Annotated in this window: 10 protein-coding genes, 2 pseudogenes and 1 riboswitch; of the genes and pseudogenes, 7 read left to right on the forward strand and 5 right to left on the reverse strand. The window is 67.9% G+C overall.

Annotated features, from left to right (window positions below; genetic code table 11):
* Nucleotides 1-82 precede the first annotated feature (82 nt).
* The 3 genes and pseudogenes from SLUN_RS38775 (at nucleotide 83) to SLUN_RS38785 (ending at nucleotide 5,524) form a co-directional block, all read left to right on the forward strand.
* Nucleotides 83-4,333, forward strand: a complete 4,251-nt coding sequence (locus SLUN_RS38775; RefSeq protein WP_159100461.1) for an nSTAND1 domain-containing NTPase — start codon at nucleotides 83-85, stop codon at nucleotides 4,331-4,333.
* Nucleotides 4,334-4,419: 86 nt separating this feature from the next.
* Nucleotides 4,420-4,941, forward strand: a pseudogene (locus SLUN_RS38780) (recombinase family protein); the annotation flags it as partial.
* Nucleotides 4,928-5,064: riboswitch (cobalamin riboswitch) on the forward strand. Its footprint overlaps the pseudogene before it by 14 nt.
* Nucleotides 5,065-5,239: 175 nt before the next feature.
* Complete coding sequence (locus SLUN_RS38785; RefSeq protein ID WP_159100462.1) at nucleotides 5,240-5,524, forward strand: hypothetical protein; 285 nt, start codon at nucleotides 5,240-5,242, stop codon at nucleotides 5,522-5,524.
* Nucleotides 5,525-6,116: 592 nt separating this feature from the next.
* Here SLUN_RS38785 and tpg read toward each other — a convergent pair.
* Complete coding sequence (gene tpg / locus SLUN_RS38790) at nucleotides 6,117-6,674, reverse strand: telomere-protecting terminal protein Tpg (RefSeq protein ID WP_108155252.1); 558 nt, start codon at nucleotides 6,672-6,674, stop codon at nucleotides 6,117-6,119.
* A gap of 9 nt (nucleotides 6,675-6,683) precedes the next feature.
* Nucleotides 6,684-8,810: a telomere-associated protein Tap gene (gene tap / locus SLUN_RS42205; protein WP_108155253.1), complete on the reverse strand. Its 2,127-nt coding sequence runs from the start codon at nucleotides 8,808-8,810 to the stop codon at nucleotides 6,684-6,686.
* Between the two features lie 218 nt (nucleotides 8,811-9,028).
* Here tap and SLUN_RS41970 point away from each other — a divergent pair.
* Nucleotides 9,029-9,148, forward strand: a pseudogene (locus tag SLUN_RS41970) (dihydrofolate reductase family protein); the annotation flags it as partial.
* 16 nt (nucleotides 9,149-9,164) lie between these two features.
* On the opposite strand, the gene SLUN_RS39815 reads toward SLUN_RS41970, so the two are convergent.
* Nucleotides 9,165-10,517, reverse strand: a complete 1,353-nt coding sequence (locus tag SLUN_RS39815) for a transcriptional regulator (protein WP_159100463.1) — start codon at nucleotides 10,515-10,517, stop codon at nucleotides 9,165-9,167.
* A 962-nt stretch (nucleotides 10,518-11,479) separates the two neighbouring features.
* Here SLUN_RS39815 and SLUN_RS42210 point away from each other — a divergent pair.
* A complete protein-coding gene (locus SLUN_RS42210) occupies nucleotides 11,480-11,686 on the forward strand; it encodes an HAD family hydrolase (RefSeq protein ID WP_306610775.1) in 207 nt (68 codons plus the stop codon).
* Between the two features lie 590 nt (nucleotides 11,687-12,276).
* On the opposite strand, the gene SLUN_RS38820 is transcribed toward SLUN_RS42210, so the two are convergent.
* Complete coding sequence (locus tag SLUN_RS38820; RefSeq protein ID WP_108155256.1) at nucleotides 12,277-13,515, reverse strand: glycosyltransferase; 1,239 nt, start codon at nucleotides 13,513-13,515, stop codon at nucleotides 12,277-12,279.
* 595 nt (nucleotides 13,516-14,110) lie between these two features.
* Between SLUN_RS38820 and SLUN_RS38825 the strand changes: the two genes are divergently transcribed.
* Both SLUN_RS38825 and SLUN_RS38830 read left to right on the forward strand, forming a co-directional pair.
* Complete coding sequence (locus SLUN_RS38825) at nucleotides 14,111-15,358, forward strand: ParA family protein (RefSeq protein WP_108155257.1); 1,248 nt, start codon at nucleotides 14,111-14,113, stop codon at nucleotides 15,356-15,358.
* Entirely contained in the window at nucleotides 15,355-16,470 is a 1,116-nt protein-coding gene (locus SLUN_RS38830; RefSeq protein WP_108155258.1) for a ParB/RepB/Spo0J family partition protein, read from the forward strand. Before SLUN_RS38825 ends, SLUN_RS38830 begins: the two co-directional genes overlap by 4 nt.
* 184 nt (nucleotides 16,471-16,654) lie before the next feature.
* On the opposite strand, the gene SLUN_RS38835 is transcribed toward SLUN_RS38830, so the two are convergent.
* Nucleotides 16,655-17,218 (reverse strand): dihydrofolate reductase family protein, encoded by a 564-nt coding sequence (locus SLUN_RS38835; RefSeq protein WP_108155259.1) that lies wholly within the window; start codon nucleotides 17,216-17,218, stop codon nucleotides 16,655-16,657.
* Nucleotides 17,219-17,698: the final 480 nt, after the last annotated feature.

Raw genomic sequence — 17,698 nt, forward strand, 5'->3', positions numbered from 1 at the left:
GGGGGACGAGCCTGCATCAGGCTCCGGCGACGGCCCAGACGATGATGGCCGGCTCGCCGGGGCGGGTGAGCCGACGGTGTCCGTGGCGGTATTCCAGGTACTCGCTGCCGACGGTGGTGTCACCGGGGCAGGCTTCCTGACAGATGAGGGCACCGGCTTCACCTGCGCGCATGTCGTACGCCGCGCCGGGGGGTCCCCGGGGGACCGGGTGGAGGTGGTCTTCCCGCATCTGCCGGACGCACCGCGAGTGATGGCCGACGTGGTGGCTGAGGGGTGGCGGGCGCCCGAGGCGGACGACGTCGCTGTTCTCCGCTTGGAGGCTGTTCCGGCAGGGGCCCGGGGCATGGCCGTGGGGGTGAGCGCGGGGTGCCGGGGACATCGAGTCTTCTCCTTCGGGTTCCCCGCCCAGGCACCGCAGGGCGGCCATTTCGGGTACGCCGAAGCTGGCGACCTCCTGCCTGCGGGCAACGGTGCCGTGCATCTGCTTCAGCTGACACGGGCCAACGATCTGACCACCGGGTTCAGTGGCGCCCCGGTAGTGGACGAGGTGACCGGCCTGGTCATCGGCATGGTCAGCTCCATCGCCTCCTCCGATGTCCATGGGAAAGGGCTGGGTATCGCCTACGCGACTCCGGCCGAGGTGCTGCGGGACGTGCGGCCCCGGCTGGCCGAGCACCAGGTGTGCCCGTATCTGGGGCTGGAGCCGTTCACCGCCCGGCACGCCGACTGGTTCCACGGTCGGGGGGCGGCCCTGGAGCGGGTGCTGGCGGCCCTGGGTGAAAACCGGCGGCTGTTGATGCTGCTGGGCCCTTCCGGAGCGGGGAAGTCGTCACTGGTCAACGCGGCTGTTCTGCCTGCCCTGGCTAAGGGAGCAGTCCCGGGCAGCGATCGCTGGCTGCCTGTGTATGCCCGCCCCGGGCGTGACCTTCTCACGCAGTTGGAAGATGCGGGCCTGCCCGGTGCTGCGGCCGACGGCCTGGCGGCCGCGGCCGGGGCCCGCCTGGCCGTCGAGCCTGATCACGACCGTCTGCTGTTGGTCATCGACCAGTTCGAGGAAATCCTCGCCCAACTGGCCCCCGTTTCAGACCGAGGTGCCGACGGCGGACGTCCGCGAGCCGTGGACCAGCTCGTGGAGCTGGCCGACTCCCACGCCGACGTGACCGTGCTGCTGGTCATGCGCAACGACTTCTATGCCCCGCTCGACGCACTCGCCCCCGGCTTGATGAACGCCGCCGTGCCCGGGCTGTGCAACATCCCCGCGACGCTGAGCCGCCCCGAACTGAAAGAGATCATCAACCGGCCCGCCGCAGCCGTGGGCCTGCCTCTCGAAGCCGACCTGGCGGACCGCATCGTCAACGACATCCTGGACACCGGCCCGACGGCCAGGCATGCACCAGTAACCCTGCTCCCGGCGCTGGAACTTGCTCTGCGTCAGCTATGGGTGCGCCGCCGCCGCGAGGACGGCAGCCTCACCCACGCGGCCTACGAGAAAATCGGCAAAGTCACCGGCAGCCTGACGGCCTGGTGCAACCGTGCCCTCGGACAGTTGCCTGGCGACCAGCACCCCACCGCGCAACGGATCCTCACCGCGCTGGTCCGTCCCGCCGACGAAACCAACGGCATCCCCGCCACCCGTAGGCTCGTCTCCCTCACCCGCCTCCGCGCCCTGGCCGCCGACCCGAAACTCACCCGCCCGGCCGCCGATGCCGCCTTCGATGTCGTACTGGAGGCCCTGACCCGCTACCGCATCGTCACCACTGGCACCACCACACCTCCCGGCGCGGCTTCTGGCGAACCGGCAGCGGAACTCATCCACGACGCGCTCATTCGCGACTGGGCCGACCTGCGTGACTGGGTCGCCCAGGACCATCAGTTCCAGGTCTGGCACCTGCGCGCCGCCGAACAGCAGACCCGCCACGCCCGCAGCCGCCTTCCCGGCGACCTGCTGGACGGTTCCCTCCTCGCAGAAGGAGAGGAATGGGCTGGCCAACGCCCGCTCCCTGCCGAGATCACCTCGCTCCTGGAAGCCAGCCGACAGCGCCAGCAGGCAGACATCCAGCGCCAGCAGGCAGACATCCGCCGTACCCGGCGCATCAACACCATCCTCGCCGGGCTGCTGGCACTCACCCTGATCGCCACCGGCATCGCCTTCTACCAGCGGCAGACCGCCATCGGCCAACGTGACCGTGCCGCCTCCGCCCAGGTGGCCGGCACCGCCCAGTCAGTCCGCCGCACGGATCCTGAGCTCGCCCGGCGGCTGGCAGTGGCTTCGGGGCGCCTGGCCGGCACTCCCGAGTCCTGGTCGGCCCTGCTGGCCCTGCGCAACCAGTGGGAAGACGATGCGCTCAAACTGCCCGGCTTCGTGGCGACGGAATCCGATCTCGACGGCACCGGGCAGACCTTCGTGGGGGCGGCGGGCACCCGTGTGGAGTTCTGGAACGTCAAGGCCCGGGTGAAGACCGGTTCCTACACCGCCCCGGCCAGGGTCCACCAAGTGGACCTTTCCGACGACGGCAAGACAGCCACCGTGAGCACCGATGACGGATACACCCGCCTGCTCGACGTCTCCAGCGCCCGCCCACGCACCACTCACACCTATCCCACCGCCAAAGAGAGCACCGGACTCTGGCCGAGGACAACGGTCAGCCCGCTGGGCACCTACCTGATGACCGAATCGATCGAAGCGACCGACACGGCCGTAGAGACCACGCTGGCCATCTGGGACACCCGCACCGTCCGCAAGATCATCACCATGAGTTCCCGCGGACCTGTCTCCTTCTTGGCGGACTCCTCGTTCTCTCCGGACGAACGCGTACTTTCCCTGCCCAGCGGCGGCCAGGGAAAGCCGTTCACCTGGTTCGACACACACACCAAGAAGAAGCTGCCCGTCCCCCTCCCCTACGGGGTCAAGGCCACCGACATCCAGGGGCCCGTGGTGTTCAGCCCGGACGGGAAGTCCGTGGCTCTGACGCTCAAGGGCGGCAAGATCAACGTGTTCGACCGACGCGGCGGAGGGCATCTCGGCACCGAACTCAAGGGCGCCGAGGACCCTGACTATCCCCTCTACTTCAGTCACGACGGCCGGTTTCTCGTGCGGAACGCCATCGTCTGGGACACAGAAGCGTTGCGGGCCTCCGAGCCTGTCATGCGCTACGCGACCACCCAGAGCGAGTGTCACCCCCTGACGCCCCTGCGTTTCACGGCCGACGACTCGAAGCTCCGGTGCGCCGGAACCGACGGCGTCGTCCGGTCGCTCGACGTCCGTGCCTTCACCAAAACCCCCGAGTCGACCGGTGGGTACTACGACGAGGGCGCGGTGAGCCTCGACCGGTCCACCTTTGCGCTCCGTACTCGCAACGACATCGAAATCTGGTCACCGCTCTCGCGGACCAAGCGTTCCACCATGACGTCAGTCGTGGGCAGCACGGGTCAGCTCGTGGACAAGATGCAGCCAAGCCGCGATGGCCGGCTGCTTGCCGTCGTCGCCGATACCCAGATCGAGATCTGGGATACGGCCAAGAAGAAACCATCACTGCTAGGCAGCCTGTCCATCCTCGAAAAGGACCAGTCCGGCGGAGCGACGCAGCCGTACCCATTCGCACCGGACAAGGCGGTCGCGTTCTCGCCGGACAGCAAGTCACTCGCCGTCCAGGTCGTGAAAGCCCAGACCAACACGCTCACGTTCTGGGACCTGACCACCATGCGCCGGATCCGCGAGGTGCACGCCGACCTCGGCTACCCCAGCAACGGAGGGGCCGTCTTCTTCCAGCCCGACGGCAAATCCGTGATCGCCGCCCCGAACCTCGGCAGAGTCGCGTTCCCCTCCGGCCGGGTCATCACCAAGGGCGCCCCGAGCCTGGAGGTGGACTCCACCAGCGACGATGGCGCGACGATCTACACCTACCCTCGCAAATTCCGGCCCTACATCCGGCTCTGGGACGCTCAGACGCTCCTGCCCGAAGGAAACGACCTGCGCACTGGCGCCGTAACCCCTCCCCTGCTCACGCCGGAAAGGGCCAGCGCCGCCTCATCCGACGGCCGACTGTTCGCCACGGTCCACCAGTCCGGACCCACCTACCAGATCAAGGTATGGGACAGTCGCACCCGGACCCAGCTCGGCGCCCCGCTCACGGGGTACATCGACGAGATCGTCGCGCTCGCGTTCGCCCCCGACGGCTCAGCGCTGACCAGCATGGATAGGTACGGCAGATTCTTCACCTACACCATCGCCCCTGCGCAGCTGATCCGAGACCTCTGCGCCAAGTCAGGCCCTCTCACCGAACAGGAGTGGAAGACCTACATCCCCGACATCCCCTACCGCAAGACATGCTGACCTGACGGAAACGAACCAGCCGGGCTCGCCGAACAGGTCATCAGGGCCAGCGGGCACGGGAGTTCGGACATCCGTGCAAAGGACTTCGGAATTCGACAAACGCGGAGCGCGAGGAACTGTGGAAGTGCCTCGACTACCTCCGGCCCGGTGACACGCTCGTGGTGCCCTCGCTCGATCGCTTGGGTCGCTCGATCCAAGACCTGATCTCCATCGTGGCCGGACTCCGCAAGCGCGGGATCGGCTTCCAGTCGCTGCACGAGTCCCTCGACACAACCACGCCCGGCGGGCGCCTGGTCTTCCACGTGTTCGCCGCGCTCGCGGAGTTCATCCGAGAACTGATCGTGCAGGGCACCCACGAGGGCCTTGCGGCCGCGCGAGCACGCGGCGAACGGATTGGTCGACCGCCCGCCATGACGGAGGAGCAGGTCCGCCACGCTCGCGGGCTGCTGACGGACCCGGAGAACACCATCACCTCGATCGCCAAGCTGCTGGGCGTGTCCCGTACGACGCTCTACAAGTACGTACCGGAGCTGGCGGCAGGGCGGGACTCGCTCGTACCGAACGCTCGACCCGGGCAACTGCCGTCGGCAGAGCGACGCGTCAAGTAGAATCGGTGCCAAGCAGCAGCAGGGGAATCCGGTGCAATTCCGGAACTGTCCCGCAACGGTGTACGTGAAGCGCCTCCCGCGCCCCACCTGAGTCCGAGGACCTGCCTGCCCGAAGATCCCGGCGACTCGTCGGGTCCTTCGGCAGGGCACCGGGACACCTCCAGTAGGACCGATGCCCAACTCATCGAGTTGGGCATTCTTGCTGTCAGACCCCACGCACCCCGCCGAAGTTGTGGAGACCGCGCCCGCGGTCTCCACATTCAGGGCCGTCACGCGGCCCGCGAGCGGGAGACTGACCTTGACTGTGCACATCGACCCCGTCGGCGGCGCCCTCATGGTGGTGGCGTGCGTCGTGGGGTACTTCGTCTACAAGCACACTCGCCAGGGGCCGCTCGGCAAGGGCGACATTGTCGGGGCCATCGTCTGCGGCACCTCGGTACTGGCGGCGCTGGTGCTCATCCTCGGCGGCGACCACTCCCAAGTTCAGGTCCCCGAACCGGGGCGGAGCGGAGTCCCCTCGACTTCGCCGGGCCCCGCTTCCATCTCCATTCACCAGGGCGCCAGCCCATCCGCGTCGCCGTAGTCGGCATAACTGTGACGCCGGACAGCTAGAAGCCCCGGGACCAGACGACCCGGGGCTTCTGTGTGCACTTCGCTTGTGTCCGGTTCAACGATTGGAGTCCGCTTCGGTCACCGTCGGTGCTCTTGAGCTCCACATCCATGCCAGCGTCTGCGTCCATGCCGGTGGACTCCGGCCTTCGACGCTTCCACGTTCTGCGATCAGCTGCATGACCGGCTCAAGACAGTCGCTGACGCCACCCTCGATGGGCTCGGCGCCACTGAGCGCCGGGCCCATCGCAAGCCGGGGCCGGGACCAGCGACTGAAAGCGCACAGCGTCTCAGCGACTGATGGCGACTGAGTCGCTTTCCCGAGGGAAACAAAGAAAGTCCAGGTCAGGGCTGCGCAAAAAGCCAGTCAGCGACCGAAGCGACCGAAGCTCGGATGTTATGAGGACATTCGCGCGTGTGCGTGTGTGCGTCATAGATAGGTGTCTTGAGTCGCTTCAGTCGCTGTTTGAGGGTTCAACCCGCCCTGACCTGGACTTTCTGACGACACCTCAGGCAGCGACCCAAGATTTTTGGGTCGCTGCCTGTTCAGTCGCTGGCTGAAGCGTCTAGAAGTCGAGCTCGATGTAGTCGATGTCGGTGAACTCGACCAGTAGGTCGTGGGCGCGGCGTCCGCGGTCCTTGAAGTAGATCTCCTGCAGGCCCTCGGCGGCGATGTCCCGCAGCTGCTGCTCGGAGGCGCCGGCCGCCTGGGCGTCGAACAGCCGGGCCGCGTACACCGGTGGCAGGGCCTGGGTGATGAGCCGCAGCCGGCCGTCGTCGGTGGTGCCGGGGGCGGCGGTGTAGCCGAACCGGGCGCGGGTCTCGATGACGATGCCACCAGTGGTGGCTGCCTGCTTCTTGGCCCGCTCCCGTACACGGGGCTGCCACCTCCTGCGCACCTCCGCCACCAGACGGGCCGAGAGGTCCCTGCGAGGCCGTTTCAGCTGGCCTTTGAGGTAGCGCTCCACGGTGCGCTGGGAGACGCCCAGAAGCCGCGCCACGGCCATCGTGGAGCCCTTCTCCTGCTTCACCAGGAACTTCATCTGGGCCTGCGCGGACTGCGGGATGGGGCGGGTGAAGTTCGCCGCCGCCGCCTTGTCCAGGCTGTCCTCGAGGATGCCCACCGAGCTCCCCTACTCTCCGTCGATCGCGGCGTCGGTGCCCTTGATGTGCCGGGCGGGGTTGTGGCCTTCGTCCAGCATCCGCACGGCCCACATGAGTTCCTGGGTCCCCTCGTGCTTGACCATGCCGGGGCTGACCCCGAGACGGAACCCGCCGGGAAGCGGCTTGTCGTCGGGCGTACGCGGCAGAAAGTCCAGCGGGCCCGGGCCCTTCGACAGGTAGACGGCGCAGTCGGAGAGGACCGCGATGGGGAACAGGTCCGCCGCGGTGGCGAGTTTGAGCATCTTGCGGTGCATGTTGACACGGGCGGCGGAGATCACGGCGGCACGGATGTCGGGCCGCCAGGTCGGACGCTCCAGGGCCGGCCACCGCTCCCCCGGCCGGTACCCGGCCCCCTGCGGACGCTCGCGCAGCTTGCCGATGCCGCCCTTCACCGTCGCCTTGATCGCCGAGAGCACCGCGGCCTGGCCGACGTCGGCCTGCTTGTGCCCCCCCATGGCCGCCAGAAAGCCGCTCTCGCTCATGCCGGAGACGACGCCGAGCTGCTCCATGGTGGCCATGTACGCGTCCCGCAGCCGGGTGTACCAGGCGTCCAGGTACGCGCCGTTCTCCGGCCGTACGTACGCCTCTGCAGGCTGCACTTGGTGGCCGAGCTCCACCGCGTACGCGACGGTCGGCGTCGCGTACCAGGCCGGCCCCTCTGGGCGGGTGCCGTGCGGGGTGAACGGGTTCGGCAGCCGCGGGTCGAACCCGATGTGGGACAGGTCGACCAGCCAACTGCCGGGCAGCTTCGGATCGAACGCCGGCGAGGAGACGTGCACCGCGGGACCGAGACCGACAGTGAGGCGGTTCGCGGCCGCGGCGAAGGCCATGTTGACGTCGACACCGACCGCGTACCTCTTCGCGCACTCCTCATCGGTGAGCAGTTCCGGGTCCCGGATCCACTCGTAGGCCTCCTCGTCGAGAACCTCGGCCGGCGTGCGCTGATGGCCGCGCGGATACAACTGCGCGACGACGGGATGCTCGTCGGGGGCCTCCGGCGGCGCCGGGTCCACGGCTTCACATAGCGAGCCGGGCATCGGTCCGGACACCCAGCTGCCGGTCGACTCGTCCTTCACCGCACGGGTCGGCGGACGCAGCGACGTCAGCAGCTCCAGGCCGGACACGGCGGTCGAACCACGCGGCGTGATGACCCTCGTCGCATACGCGCCCAGTACTGCGGCGAGATCCGCCGACGGCAACTGGTCCGCACTCCCCCAGGCGCGGGAGTCGAGCGCACCCCACGGCAGGACCGCGAGCTGCACGCACTGACGCTGCCCGGACTGCGCAGGACGGTAGATACGCGCCCACGGGCCGAAACCACGCCGGGTGAGCTTCCACTTGGCCCTGGCGATCTGCTTGACGGCCCGGTGGTCCTCGGGCAGCCGCAGGCCCCGCCGGTCCTCCAGCGTGGCCGGAAGCCCGAACCGTTCGGCAGCAGCCGCGGTGAGGACGATCAGCGGGTCGGCGTCCTTGCCGTTGCGATGCAGCCGGGGCGCGCCCAACTTCGCTTCCGACAGCGTCCACTCGACCAGGCCCGGGATGTCCTTGGCCGGGCAGTCCAGCACCAGACCACCGACGCAGTACGCCGTCCCGTCACCATCGAGCACAGCCAGCGGCCCATTGACGAACCGCGGCTCGACGCCGGCCGGGGCCGGCTGCTTCGGGGCCGGACGACGCGAGGCTACCGAGGGCCTGACAGGCTCCGGCGCCGACGCAGCAGCAGGCACGGGAACCGGAGCAGCAGGCACGGCAACCTGAGGGGCGGGCGCCGCGGGCTCGGGCGCCGTGGCCGGTGCGAGAGCTTCTGGTGACGCAGCCCGCTCGGTGGCCGGTTGCGCGGCCTCGCGAGCGGCAAGTCCGTCCAGCAGCCGTACGTACGCGGCCCGCTTCGGCGCCCGCGGCTCGGCCCGCCCCGACTCCCAGGCAGTCACCGTCTCCCGCCGCACCGACAGAGCCCTCGCGACCTGCTCCTGACTCAGCCCACCCGCTTCCCGCAGCCGCTTACGCTCCTCCGGCTCGGGCAGATCGTCCTGAGCGGCCGCCTGCTCCAACAGGGCGTCGACAGACGCGAACAGCTTGTCCTGCTCCTGGGGCACTCTGATCACCTCAGCCACAACCCTATCTGAAACGCACCCCGAATCACACATGAAACGCACAACCGTAGTGCGCCGCGGCCACGGGTTCGTACAGCCGGGTTGAGGGATGTCCTGTGGCACCGAACTCTGACCGCGTGCCATCGAAGTCCGAGTGGTGCAGGTCACACGCGCTTCGTGGGTGAGCGATGAGTTCGGGCGGCGGATCGGGTCTGCCCTGTATGACTCGCATCATCGCCGACATCTCGGTCTCCCTCGACGGCTTCGTCACCGGGCCCGATCCCGGTTCGGACAACGGTCTGGGCACCGGCGGCGAGGCCCTGCACACCTGGGGGGCGTCTCGGTCATTCCGGCCTCCTACCGGTTTCCCAGAGCCATCAGCGTGCTGCCGCTGCCGAGGCGAAGCGCGCGATGCACCAGCCCAGCCCCGTAGATCCGCTCAGCGGCGGGTTGCCCCAACGTGTCGACCGTGGTTGCAACGAGCGTCGTTTCGCCCTTCATGAACTCGCCCCAGGCCGTTGCCCGCAGGTCCGCCAGGGCTTCCGCGCTGACGTGGTCGCTGCCAGTCGGCACGGTCAGCACCTCGCCCTGGTCCTGGTCCGTTTGCTGCGGGCGCGGGGCGAAGGCCTCGGCCACCAGGCGGCGGACCGACTCTCTGTGCGGGGCCTGCCAGTTGCCCTCCCACTCCTGGTGCCGGGCCATTTCCGCACGGCGGGAATCCCGGTACTCCTGGACGGCGCGCGCCCGGCCCTCCGGGGATGACCACAGGGCCACCGCCCCCGCCAGCCGCCGGGCGAGGAACCCCGACGGGCGGTGCACCATGCCCGGAACATCGAGAAGATCCAGGAACGCGATCACCTCGTCAGCGGTCCAGCCCGCGTCTGAGACCTCGCGAAGAATCCAGGCGATCCGGGGCACCGAGGCGCGGCCCATCCACGGCACCTGACGGATCAGCTCCGAGGCCAGCTGGAAACGGCGCCCGACGTCGTTCAGCTTCCGGCGGCCGCGCTTCACCTTCTTCGGGGTGGGGGAACTGTGCTGCCCGCTTGCGAGCTTGCTCTCAGAGGGAAGCGAGGTAGTGCCCGCAGAAGAAACAGTTGAGGAACCCACCTGCATTGGGGTGCAACGGACTTCATCCGAAACAGCCGTCACAGCACCCTTCGCCGGGGCCTTCGAGGACGACTTCGCCCGCGGCTTGCGCACCTTCCGGGCCGCCTTCTTCGCCAGCTTCGCCATCAACTCCCGGCCGGCCTCCGCGATCCCGGTCATCCGCCGCCCGGTGCCCTCACCAGCCGTACGGATCCCCAGCGCAACATCGAACGCCACCGGGATCATCCGCGCGAACTCCGACGCCTGCGCCTTCTCGCCGCGCACCCGGGTCCCCCGCACGACGTACGCGAGCAGCCCGGTCTCCCGCAGCATCCCGAGGTGGTACTCCACGCTGCGCTCCGACAAGCCAGTGCGGCGCACCAGATACTCGATGCCCGGCCGGCACGGGAACAGCTGCGTGAGCTCCTGGGCGACACGGACCGTCGTCGGCCCGAAGCTGCGCGGCCCGTGCGACCGGTACCGGCGCGGCTCGTACAGCCCCGACCCGGCGACCCAGTGGACCGCCTGCATCCACGAGTAGCCGTCCAGCGCCTCCCGGCCCGCCGACGTCGACAACCACTGACTCGCCTCCGGCACGTACAACGCCGACAGCACGACCACCGCGCCACCGTCACCCGAAGGACGGCGCTGCCGTGGCAGACGGCCCCGGGAGCCATCAGGATCGTGCACATAGGGCGAAGCGGGAGTATGGGGCGGCGCAAGATCAGGAAATGTCTTACGAGTTGGCCGCAGAGTCAGCAGATTCTGCCCCATCCGGGCATTGGGGAACTGGAAATCGGCAGCGCGATGCTGCAACATGAGTCTCGTGCTCCTTCTATGAAGGTGGACGCGAAAGGGCGCCTCTTGGCGCTACTGCTGGGGAGCAGTAATCGAACTGTTCGAAGCCGGACGGCGATCCGGGTCGAACAACTCCTCCGCGGGGCACAGCCTCACGGAGAGAAGATCGGGCGCAGGGCCTTGGTGACGGCTAATCACCAGGGCCCGAACGGCCCGGGCGGCGCGGACCGCGCCGCCTCAGAGGACTACGTCAAACAATCCCCCTCTGTCGAGGTAGAGATGCGCCCCGAGACGGGGACGAAATGAGAGCACCCCGCCGGAGCGACGCATACGCGTCGCTCCGGCGGGGTGCTGTGTGTCCGCAAGCAGGAACGGGTACCCTGCATCATGCGTCCGCCTTTCTTGTTCAAAGGTGGTTCGCCGGACCGGGGTTTCCCGGTCGAGAGCCCCTGGACTTGCCTAAGGTCCACGGGGCTATTTCTTTTGAAAAGATAGATCAAGTCCCAGGACACCCTACTCCCCCCGCCTGCCACGCGTGCACGACTGGTGACACCGTGTCGGACGGGAGATTGACGACGTGTCACACCAGCGTGGTCGACCCCGCGTTGGCGGGGCGAGGCATTGCTTGCGCTCACCCGATCACACGTGGACCAACCGGCGAAGGCGCTGCCGAAGAAACGACGCTCGTGTCCCGGGAGACTGGACACGAGCTCCTGCCGTGTCCCGCTAGACGGTGAGCTTGGCGTCGGACGAACCCATGCCAGTAGCTCGTTAGGGTCGCTGCCATGGCTTGCCTCGCACTCTTCGATCTGGACGGCACGCTGGTCGACCGACATGCGGCTTTCACCGACGCCATCGCCGACCTCTGCCGCGCCCACGGCTTCGGACCAGAGATCGAGCAGTGGCTGCTCTCCGAGCTCGCCGACAGCGCCAATACCGAAGACTTCGGCCGGCTGCGCGAGGCCTTCGGCCTGAGCGAGCCCGCAGCGTAGCTCTGGCAGGCATACGTCGACCACATGGCGGCCGCCGTCTCGTGTCGTCCGGCCGTCCTCGAGGCCCTGGCCGAACTCCGCACAGCAGCTTGGACGATCGGCATCGTCACCAACGGTTCCAGCGACATCCAGCGCGCCAAGCTCGCCGCGCCCGGTATTGGACCCTGCCTCCATCGGACATCTGATCGACGCCTTCGAGCGCCGCCCGGCCGCCGGCGAGACATGAGGCAGGTGCCCATACGGTCCGAGAACCTTCACCGGTACCCCGATGGCCTGGTGATGAGACCAGCCAGTAGATCCGTTCGAGAGTGAGGCGGCCGCTGCGAGTGCACGGGCTTACTGCGGACGGGCACCGATTATCACGGCGTGATAATCCGTCACCGCCTTCGTCTCCCTCACCGTTCTCCAGGACAGCCTCCCGCCGGCCCGGTCGGGTGGGCCGAATCGGACAGAGTGATCCTGGAGGTCGGTGCTCTTGCTCGCCGGTGCCCGGCCGGGCACCGGCGGGTATGCCAGTCTCATCGGCCGTTCCGAGTTGGCGGTGCAGCCCGGCGCCGGGCACCCTCCCTGGCACGGCGATCCCGCGTGGTTCACGCTGACACTGGCAGCCTTTCTTGGCTGACTGCGTCGAGCAGCAGTTTCGCGGCTACCGTCGCCCCGTCGGTGCGGATCGTGCCGGCCACGGCGGTTGCTCGTGCGCGGGTCTCGGGGGTCAGGGCCGTCTTGAGCGTGGCTGACAGGGACTCGGCGGTCGGAGTCGGACCGTCGAGTGCCGCGCCGATGCCCAGCTCGGCCACCCGGCCCGCCCAGTACGGCTGGTCTCCTCCTTGGGGGACCACCACCTGAGGTGCGCCGGCCCAGGTGGCCGTCGTCGTCGTGCCCGCGCCGCCGTGGTGCACGACGGCGGCCGCCCGGCGGAACAGTGCCTGATGGTTGACCTCACCGACGACGAAGCAGTCGTCCTGGTCGTCGATCAGGGCCAGGTCGGCCCAGCCCCGGGAGACGACCGCGCGGCGGCTATGCGCGCGGATCGCCTCGATGGCCGCCCGGGCGACGTCCTTCGGGGCGCGCATGGGCGTGCTTCCGAGGCCCACGTACACCGGTGGTGTGCCGGCGTCCAGGAACGCCACCAGCTCGGCGGGGAGCGGGCGTTCGTCGGTCAGGGTCCACGCGCAGGTCTGCACCACGTCGAGGTCCGTCGGCTGCCACGGGTCCAGGATGGGGTCCGTGGCCAGCCACGGCTGGGCGGTGAAGGCGTAGTCGCGGACGTTGTCCACCGGTGGCAGGCCGATCGACGCCCGTTGGGTGTTGAGCATCTCGCCGAACATCGTGTTCGCGATCTGGGCGTCCAGGTCCCACAGTGCCCGGTTGTCGGTTGCGTCCGGTGGCAACGGCTGGCCCCGCCGCGCGGGCGGCCGGCGGTGTGGCGAGGGCAGGCTGACCGGCTGGTGGCTCACGTGCACGTAGCGGATGCCCAGTTTCTCGGCCACCGACCGCGCGCCGGCCGTGGCGGGCAATGGGCCGGTCGCCACTAGCGCATCACATCCCTTGGCAGCCGCGGCGACCGTGTCGAACTGTGCGGCCATCAACTCGGCCGCACGCTGCGCCAGTCCCGCCGCTGACCCCGGCGTCACCGTGGTCACCAGCGGACGCACCGGCTGGCCGGTCGGCACCATCTCCACGCCGACCTGGGCCAGGCGCTTCGCGAACTCCTCGTCCGGCGGCGCGCACACCCGTACCTCCGCGCCGAGTTCCTTCAACCGCACCGCGAGTCCCGCTATCGGTTCGACGCTCCCGCGCGACCCGTACGTCGACAACACCACACGCATTTCGTGATTCTCATTTCTGCAGGTCCTGGCTTCGGTGGGTGATTGTGCGGTACGACCAGGGTCTTGCCGCAAGCCCCCAGTGCGCTATATGTTGATCATGGAAGGGAGTGAGCACTCCCCCTTCCCTTCATCGTCCGCAGTGGACGGACAACCTCCTCGCGAAGCCGCGCCGCGTACGGCGGTACGTCGGCCCAGGAGGACATTCCATGCGCCACACGCTGTCTCAAGAAGTCCTATCGCAATGGATTCAGGCGGCGCCAGCAGATCAGTGCGCATCCCAGCTTGAGGAACGCATCGTGGATGTCGTCGCGTCTCTCCAGAACCCTGGGTTGAGGGCCGCCCTCCTCTCTATGAGTCGAGCTGCTGGCGCCCGTCAAGCGTCGCTAGTCCACAGAGTCGAGTTCGTCCTACTTCGTCGGGATTGAGCGCGACCCCGGTGATTATCACGGCGTGATAATCACGGCCGGACGGGCCCGTCGGCAGCCCACGGGTGACGGATTATCACGCCGTGATAATCGGTGGCCCATCCGAGCGAACCGTACTAACTAACGTGTCGATGGCTCCAACGATCACCAACGTTAGTAAGGTGTCCAGCATGAGTTCTCCAGCCACCTCGAGCGATCGCGAGAAGGTCGTCTCCAAACTGCCGGGATGGCTCCGGCAGGACCTCAAGATCCGAACCGCCCAACACGGCATCGACATCCAGCGCGCAGTCGAGCAGGGCATCTCCGCCTGGACCGCCCTCGCCTCCAGCCCTGCCACGATCGACACCGCCGGCTCAGACCCCTTCGCCACCTTCCTCCCCCCGGGCCAGTGGGAGGACTTCAAGAAGATCTGCACAGATCGCAAGGTCTCCCTGATCCAGGGACTCGCCCAGTCCGTGCAGCTGTGGCTCAACTCCAACCCTGCCCCCGAAATCCAGCGGTCCGCACACCCCCGGCGCCGGATTGTCTGTAACCAGAAGGGCGGAGTCGGCAAAACCGCCATCGCCGCCGGACTAGGCCAGGCACTCGCCGAGGACAGCAACAGCCTCCACCCGGTGCGCATCTCCAAGCACTTCGCCGCGCACCGTGAAGGCGGGGACACCGAACTTGCCGACCCGCTGAGTGTCGAAGAGCTGCCGGGCCTGGGGGAGAAGACCCTCCTGGTGGACTTCGACCCGCAGCGTCACCTCACCAAGCAGCTCGGCCAGCAAGAGCTGCCCATAGACGGCGACAGCCTCACCAAGCACATGGCAAGCGAAGCCAAGGGCCACATCCAGGACCTCATCGTGCCCATCGCCGACAACCGCTTCGGTGGCCGGCTGGACCTTCTTCCCGGATGTCAGGACGGCTTCCTGCTGGACGTCTCCCTGTCCAAGGTGCGGGCGCGCGAGGCGGCCCTGGAACGGGCACTGGCCCCTATCGAAGGCAACTACGACTCCATCATCGTCGACTGCCCCCCAAGTCTCGGCCTGAGCATGGACGCAGCCATCTACTACGGGCGACGCCGCGACGGAGAGCAGCCAGGGGCGTCCGGCGCTCTCATCATCGTGCAGGCGGAAGACAGCTCGGCCGACGCCTACGACCTCCTCACCGCGCAGATCGAAGACCTCCGCGACGACCTGCACCTGGAAGTCGACTACCTCGGCATCGTGGTGAACCTCTACGACCCGCGCCGCGGATACATCGCCACGTCCTCCCTCCAGGCATGGATGGACATAAAGGATCCCCGAGTCGTGGCCGTAGTCGGTGACCTGACCGAGCAGCGCAAGGCAGTCCGCCTCAAGCGGCCGTTGCTCTCCTACGCCCCCAGCAGCGAACAGGCCGTCACCATGCGCGCCCTCGCCCGGGAGATCTCATGAGCCGCGTAGCCGACGAGCTGGGTACGGGAGCATCCTTCGGCAGGGCTCGTCCCGTCAGCGCCCGCCGCGCCGCAACAGCAGCCGTCACCGGAGCCCCCACAGAGGGAGTCCCCGACCCGACCGAACTACCCGTCCAGACGATCAGCCACAACCCCGACAACCCACGCGACCACCTGCGCAACCTGAACGACATGACCCAGTCGGTCAAGGAACTGGGCGTCATCAACGCAATCACCGTGGCGACGGTGAACGCCTACCTGGCCGAGCGCCCCGAGCGCGCCGATGAAATCGACGCAGGCGCCCGCTACTTGGTCATCGACGGACACCGCCGGCTTGAGGCCGCCCGACGCGCCGGACTGGCCACCATCAGGGTGATGGTCGACGACGCCCGCGTCGCCACTGATGAGAGCCTCCTCGAGGCCGCATTCGTCTCCAACTACCACCGCGACGGCATGACCGAACTGGAAGAAGCCCACGCCCTCGAGTCGCTGGTCAAGTTCTACGGCAACCAGTCAAAGGCGTCCCAGCGCCTGGGCATGGCCCAGTCCACGATCTCCTCCAAGCTGTCGTTCCTGAAGCTCAGCCCCGAACTACAGGCGGACCTGGCTGACGGGCGCCGCACGGTCGAGCACGTCCGCAACCTCGGCAAGCTGTCACACGAGGAACAGCGAACCCAGGCCGACGCGCGCGCCGAAGAAGCACGGCGCGCCGCAGAGGAAGAGAAGGCCAGGCGCACGCCTCCGGTGCAGCCAGTCCCCGTGCAGCACGCAGACGGAGGCGAGTCGGAGAGCGCACCATCCGCCGCGCAGCAGGCAACTCCCGTCTCCGCACCGACGCAGGACAGCCAGCGCCAGCGTCAGCGCCAGCGCCAGCCCAAGCCCGCAGAGTCGGGTGAGAGCATTCCGGACCCGCGCGGCCAGCCAGCTGAGCCATCCCGTCAGGACAGCGGCCAGGACAGCCACGAGGGAAGCCTCCCGTGGGGGAGCGGTGACGCGATGGCCGAAGTGCTCATCGAACGCATGGAGGAAGGAGATCTGCGGCGCCTCACCCTGCGGCTGATCGAGCACAACACCGAGACGAAGGGCAAGCAGCACACGGACATGTCTGCCTGAACCGTTGCCAGCCACGGCCCCGCCCCCTGCCTTCGCGGTGTGGGAAGCGGGGCCGCTGTCATGACGGCGGTTTGCGTGGCCTGTTGAGCCTTCGCCAGGCGGTAGTTCACACCGCTTCGCGCAGGTCATTTCGCTGAGAAGACGTGGCTGGCCCGTTCTTCCTAGGGCTCGGCGGACGAGCCGGCTAGCGCGCCACGCGGTGGCGGAGGTAGAGGACTCTCGAGCTGAAGGTGCGGGTCTCGACGAGTTCGAGATCCACCCGGCGCTCGCGTTGGGGAAAGAACGGAATGCCACCGCCAACCAGCACCGGGTAGACCATGGCCCGGTACTCGTCGATTAGACCCAACGCGGCCGCCTCGGCGGCGAGAGTCGCGCCGCCGATCGCGATGTCGCCTTCACCCGGCTCGGCTCGCAACCGCTCGATCTCCTCCGCCAGGCCGCCGGAGGCCAGGCGGGCATTGCCCTGCACCGCCGACAGCGTGGTGGAGAACACCACCTTTGGGAGCGGCTTCCAGAGCGCGGTCCACTCGCGATCTGAGTCGTCGAGCGTTGGATTCTGGTCGGCGGTCTCCCAGTACAGCATCGTCTCGTACAGCCGTCGTCCCAACAGGTGGACGCCGACCTGTCGAATCTCGTCGATCCAGAAGCGAAAGACCTCCTCGTCGGGGGCCGCCCAGTTGAAGTCGCCGTCCGGCCCGGCGATGTAGCCGTCGAGTGAGACGCTCATCGAATAGGTCACGCTGCGCATCAGAAGTCCTCCTCGGGAACGGGTTCGACAGTATGATCGCCGGACGCCCGCAGGACTCATCGCGGCTCGCGGGATCCCCTGGGCCGAGTCACCTCACGAGATCATTTCGTTGAGAAAACCTCACTGAGTGGTGAGCTAATTTCATTCCAGTATCTATCTCTTACTCCTTTTGAAGCATCGCCCGCAATCTCTCGCCCATGTCGCCGTGGACCTCTCGTGCCTGACTGGCCGCTCCCCACAGTCTGCTAGTTGACTCCGGAGTGGAGGAGCTCAATCGAGCTGCTCCGCCGACGGAGTGACGTAGTGTCAAGTCCCAAGCTCGAGCGAAGTAAGGCCTCCAGTCCGAGCGGAGCGAGGGCTGACACGTTTTCAATTCCCGTAGCGAAGCGGAGGGAATTGGGTTCAGCTTCGCTGAACCGGACGAGCAGGCAGGCGGCCCGCAAGCAGGCCGTTAGGCGCAGGCAAGCGCAGCCTTCGCTT

This window comes from Streptomyces lunaelactis, from assembly GCF_003054555.1.
GTDB classification, from domain to species: domain Bacteria; phylum Actinomycetota; class Actinomycetes; order Streptomycetales; family Streptomycetaceae; genus Streptomyces; species Streptomyces lunaelactis.

Bases quoted from the DNA above. Each gene is read 5' to 3' on its own strand.
- SLUN_RS38835 (WP_108155259.1), bottom strand. From the start codon at position 17,218: ATGCGCAGCGTGACCTATTCGATGAGCGTCTCACTCGACGGCTACATC.
- SLUN_RS38820 (WP_108155256.1), bottom strand. From the start codon at position 13,515: ATGCGTGTGGTGTTGTCGACGTACGGGTCGCGCGGGAGCGTCGAACCG.
- SLUN_RS38825 (WP_108155257.1), top strand. From the start codon at position 14,111: ATGAGTTCTCCAGCCACCTCGAGCGATCGCGAGAAGGTCGTCTCCAAA.
- SLUN_RS42210 (WP_306610775.1), top strand. From the start codon at position 11,480: ATGGCTTGCCTCGCACTCTTCGATCTGGACGGCACGCTGGTCGACCGA.
- SLUN_RS38830 (WP_108155258.1), top strand. From the start codon at position 15,355: ATGAGCCGCGTAGCCGACGAGCTGGGTACGGGAGCATCCTTCGGCAGG.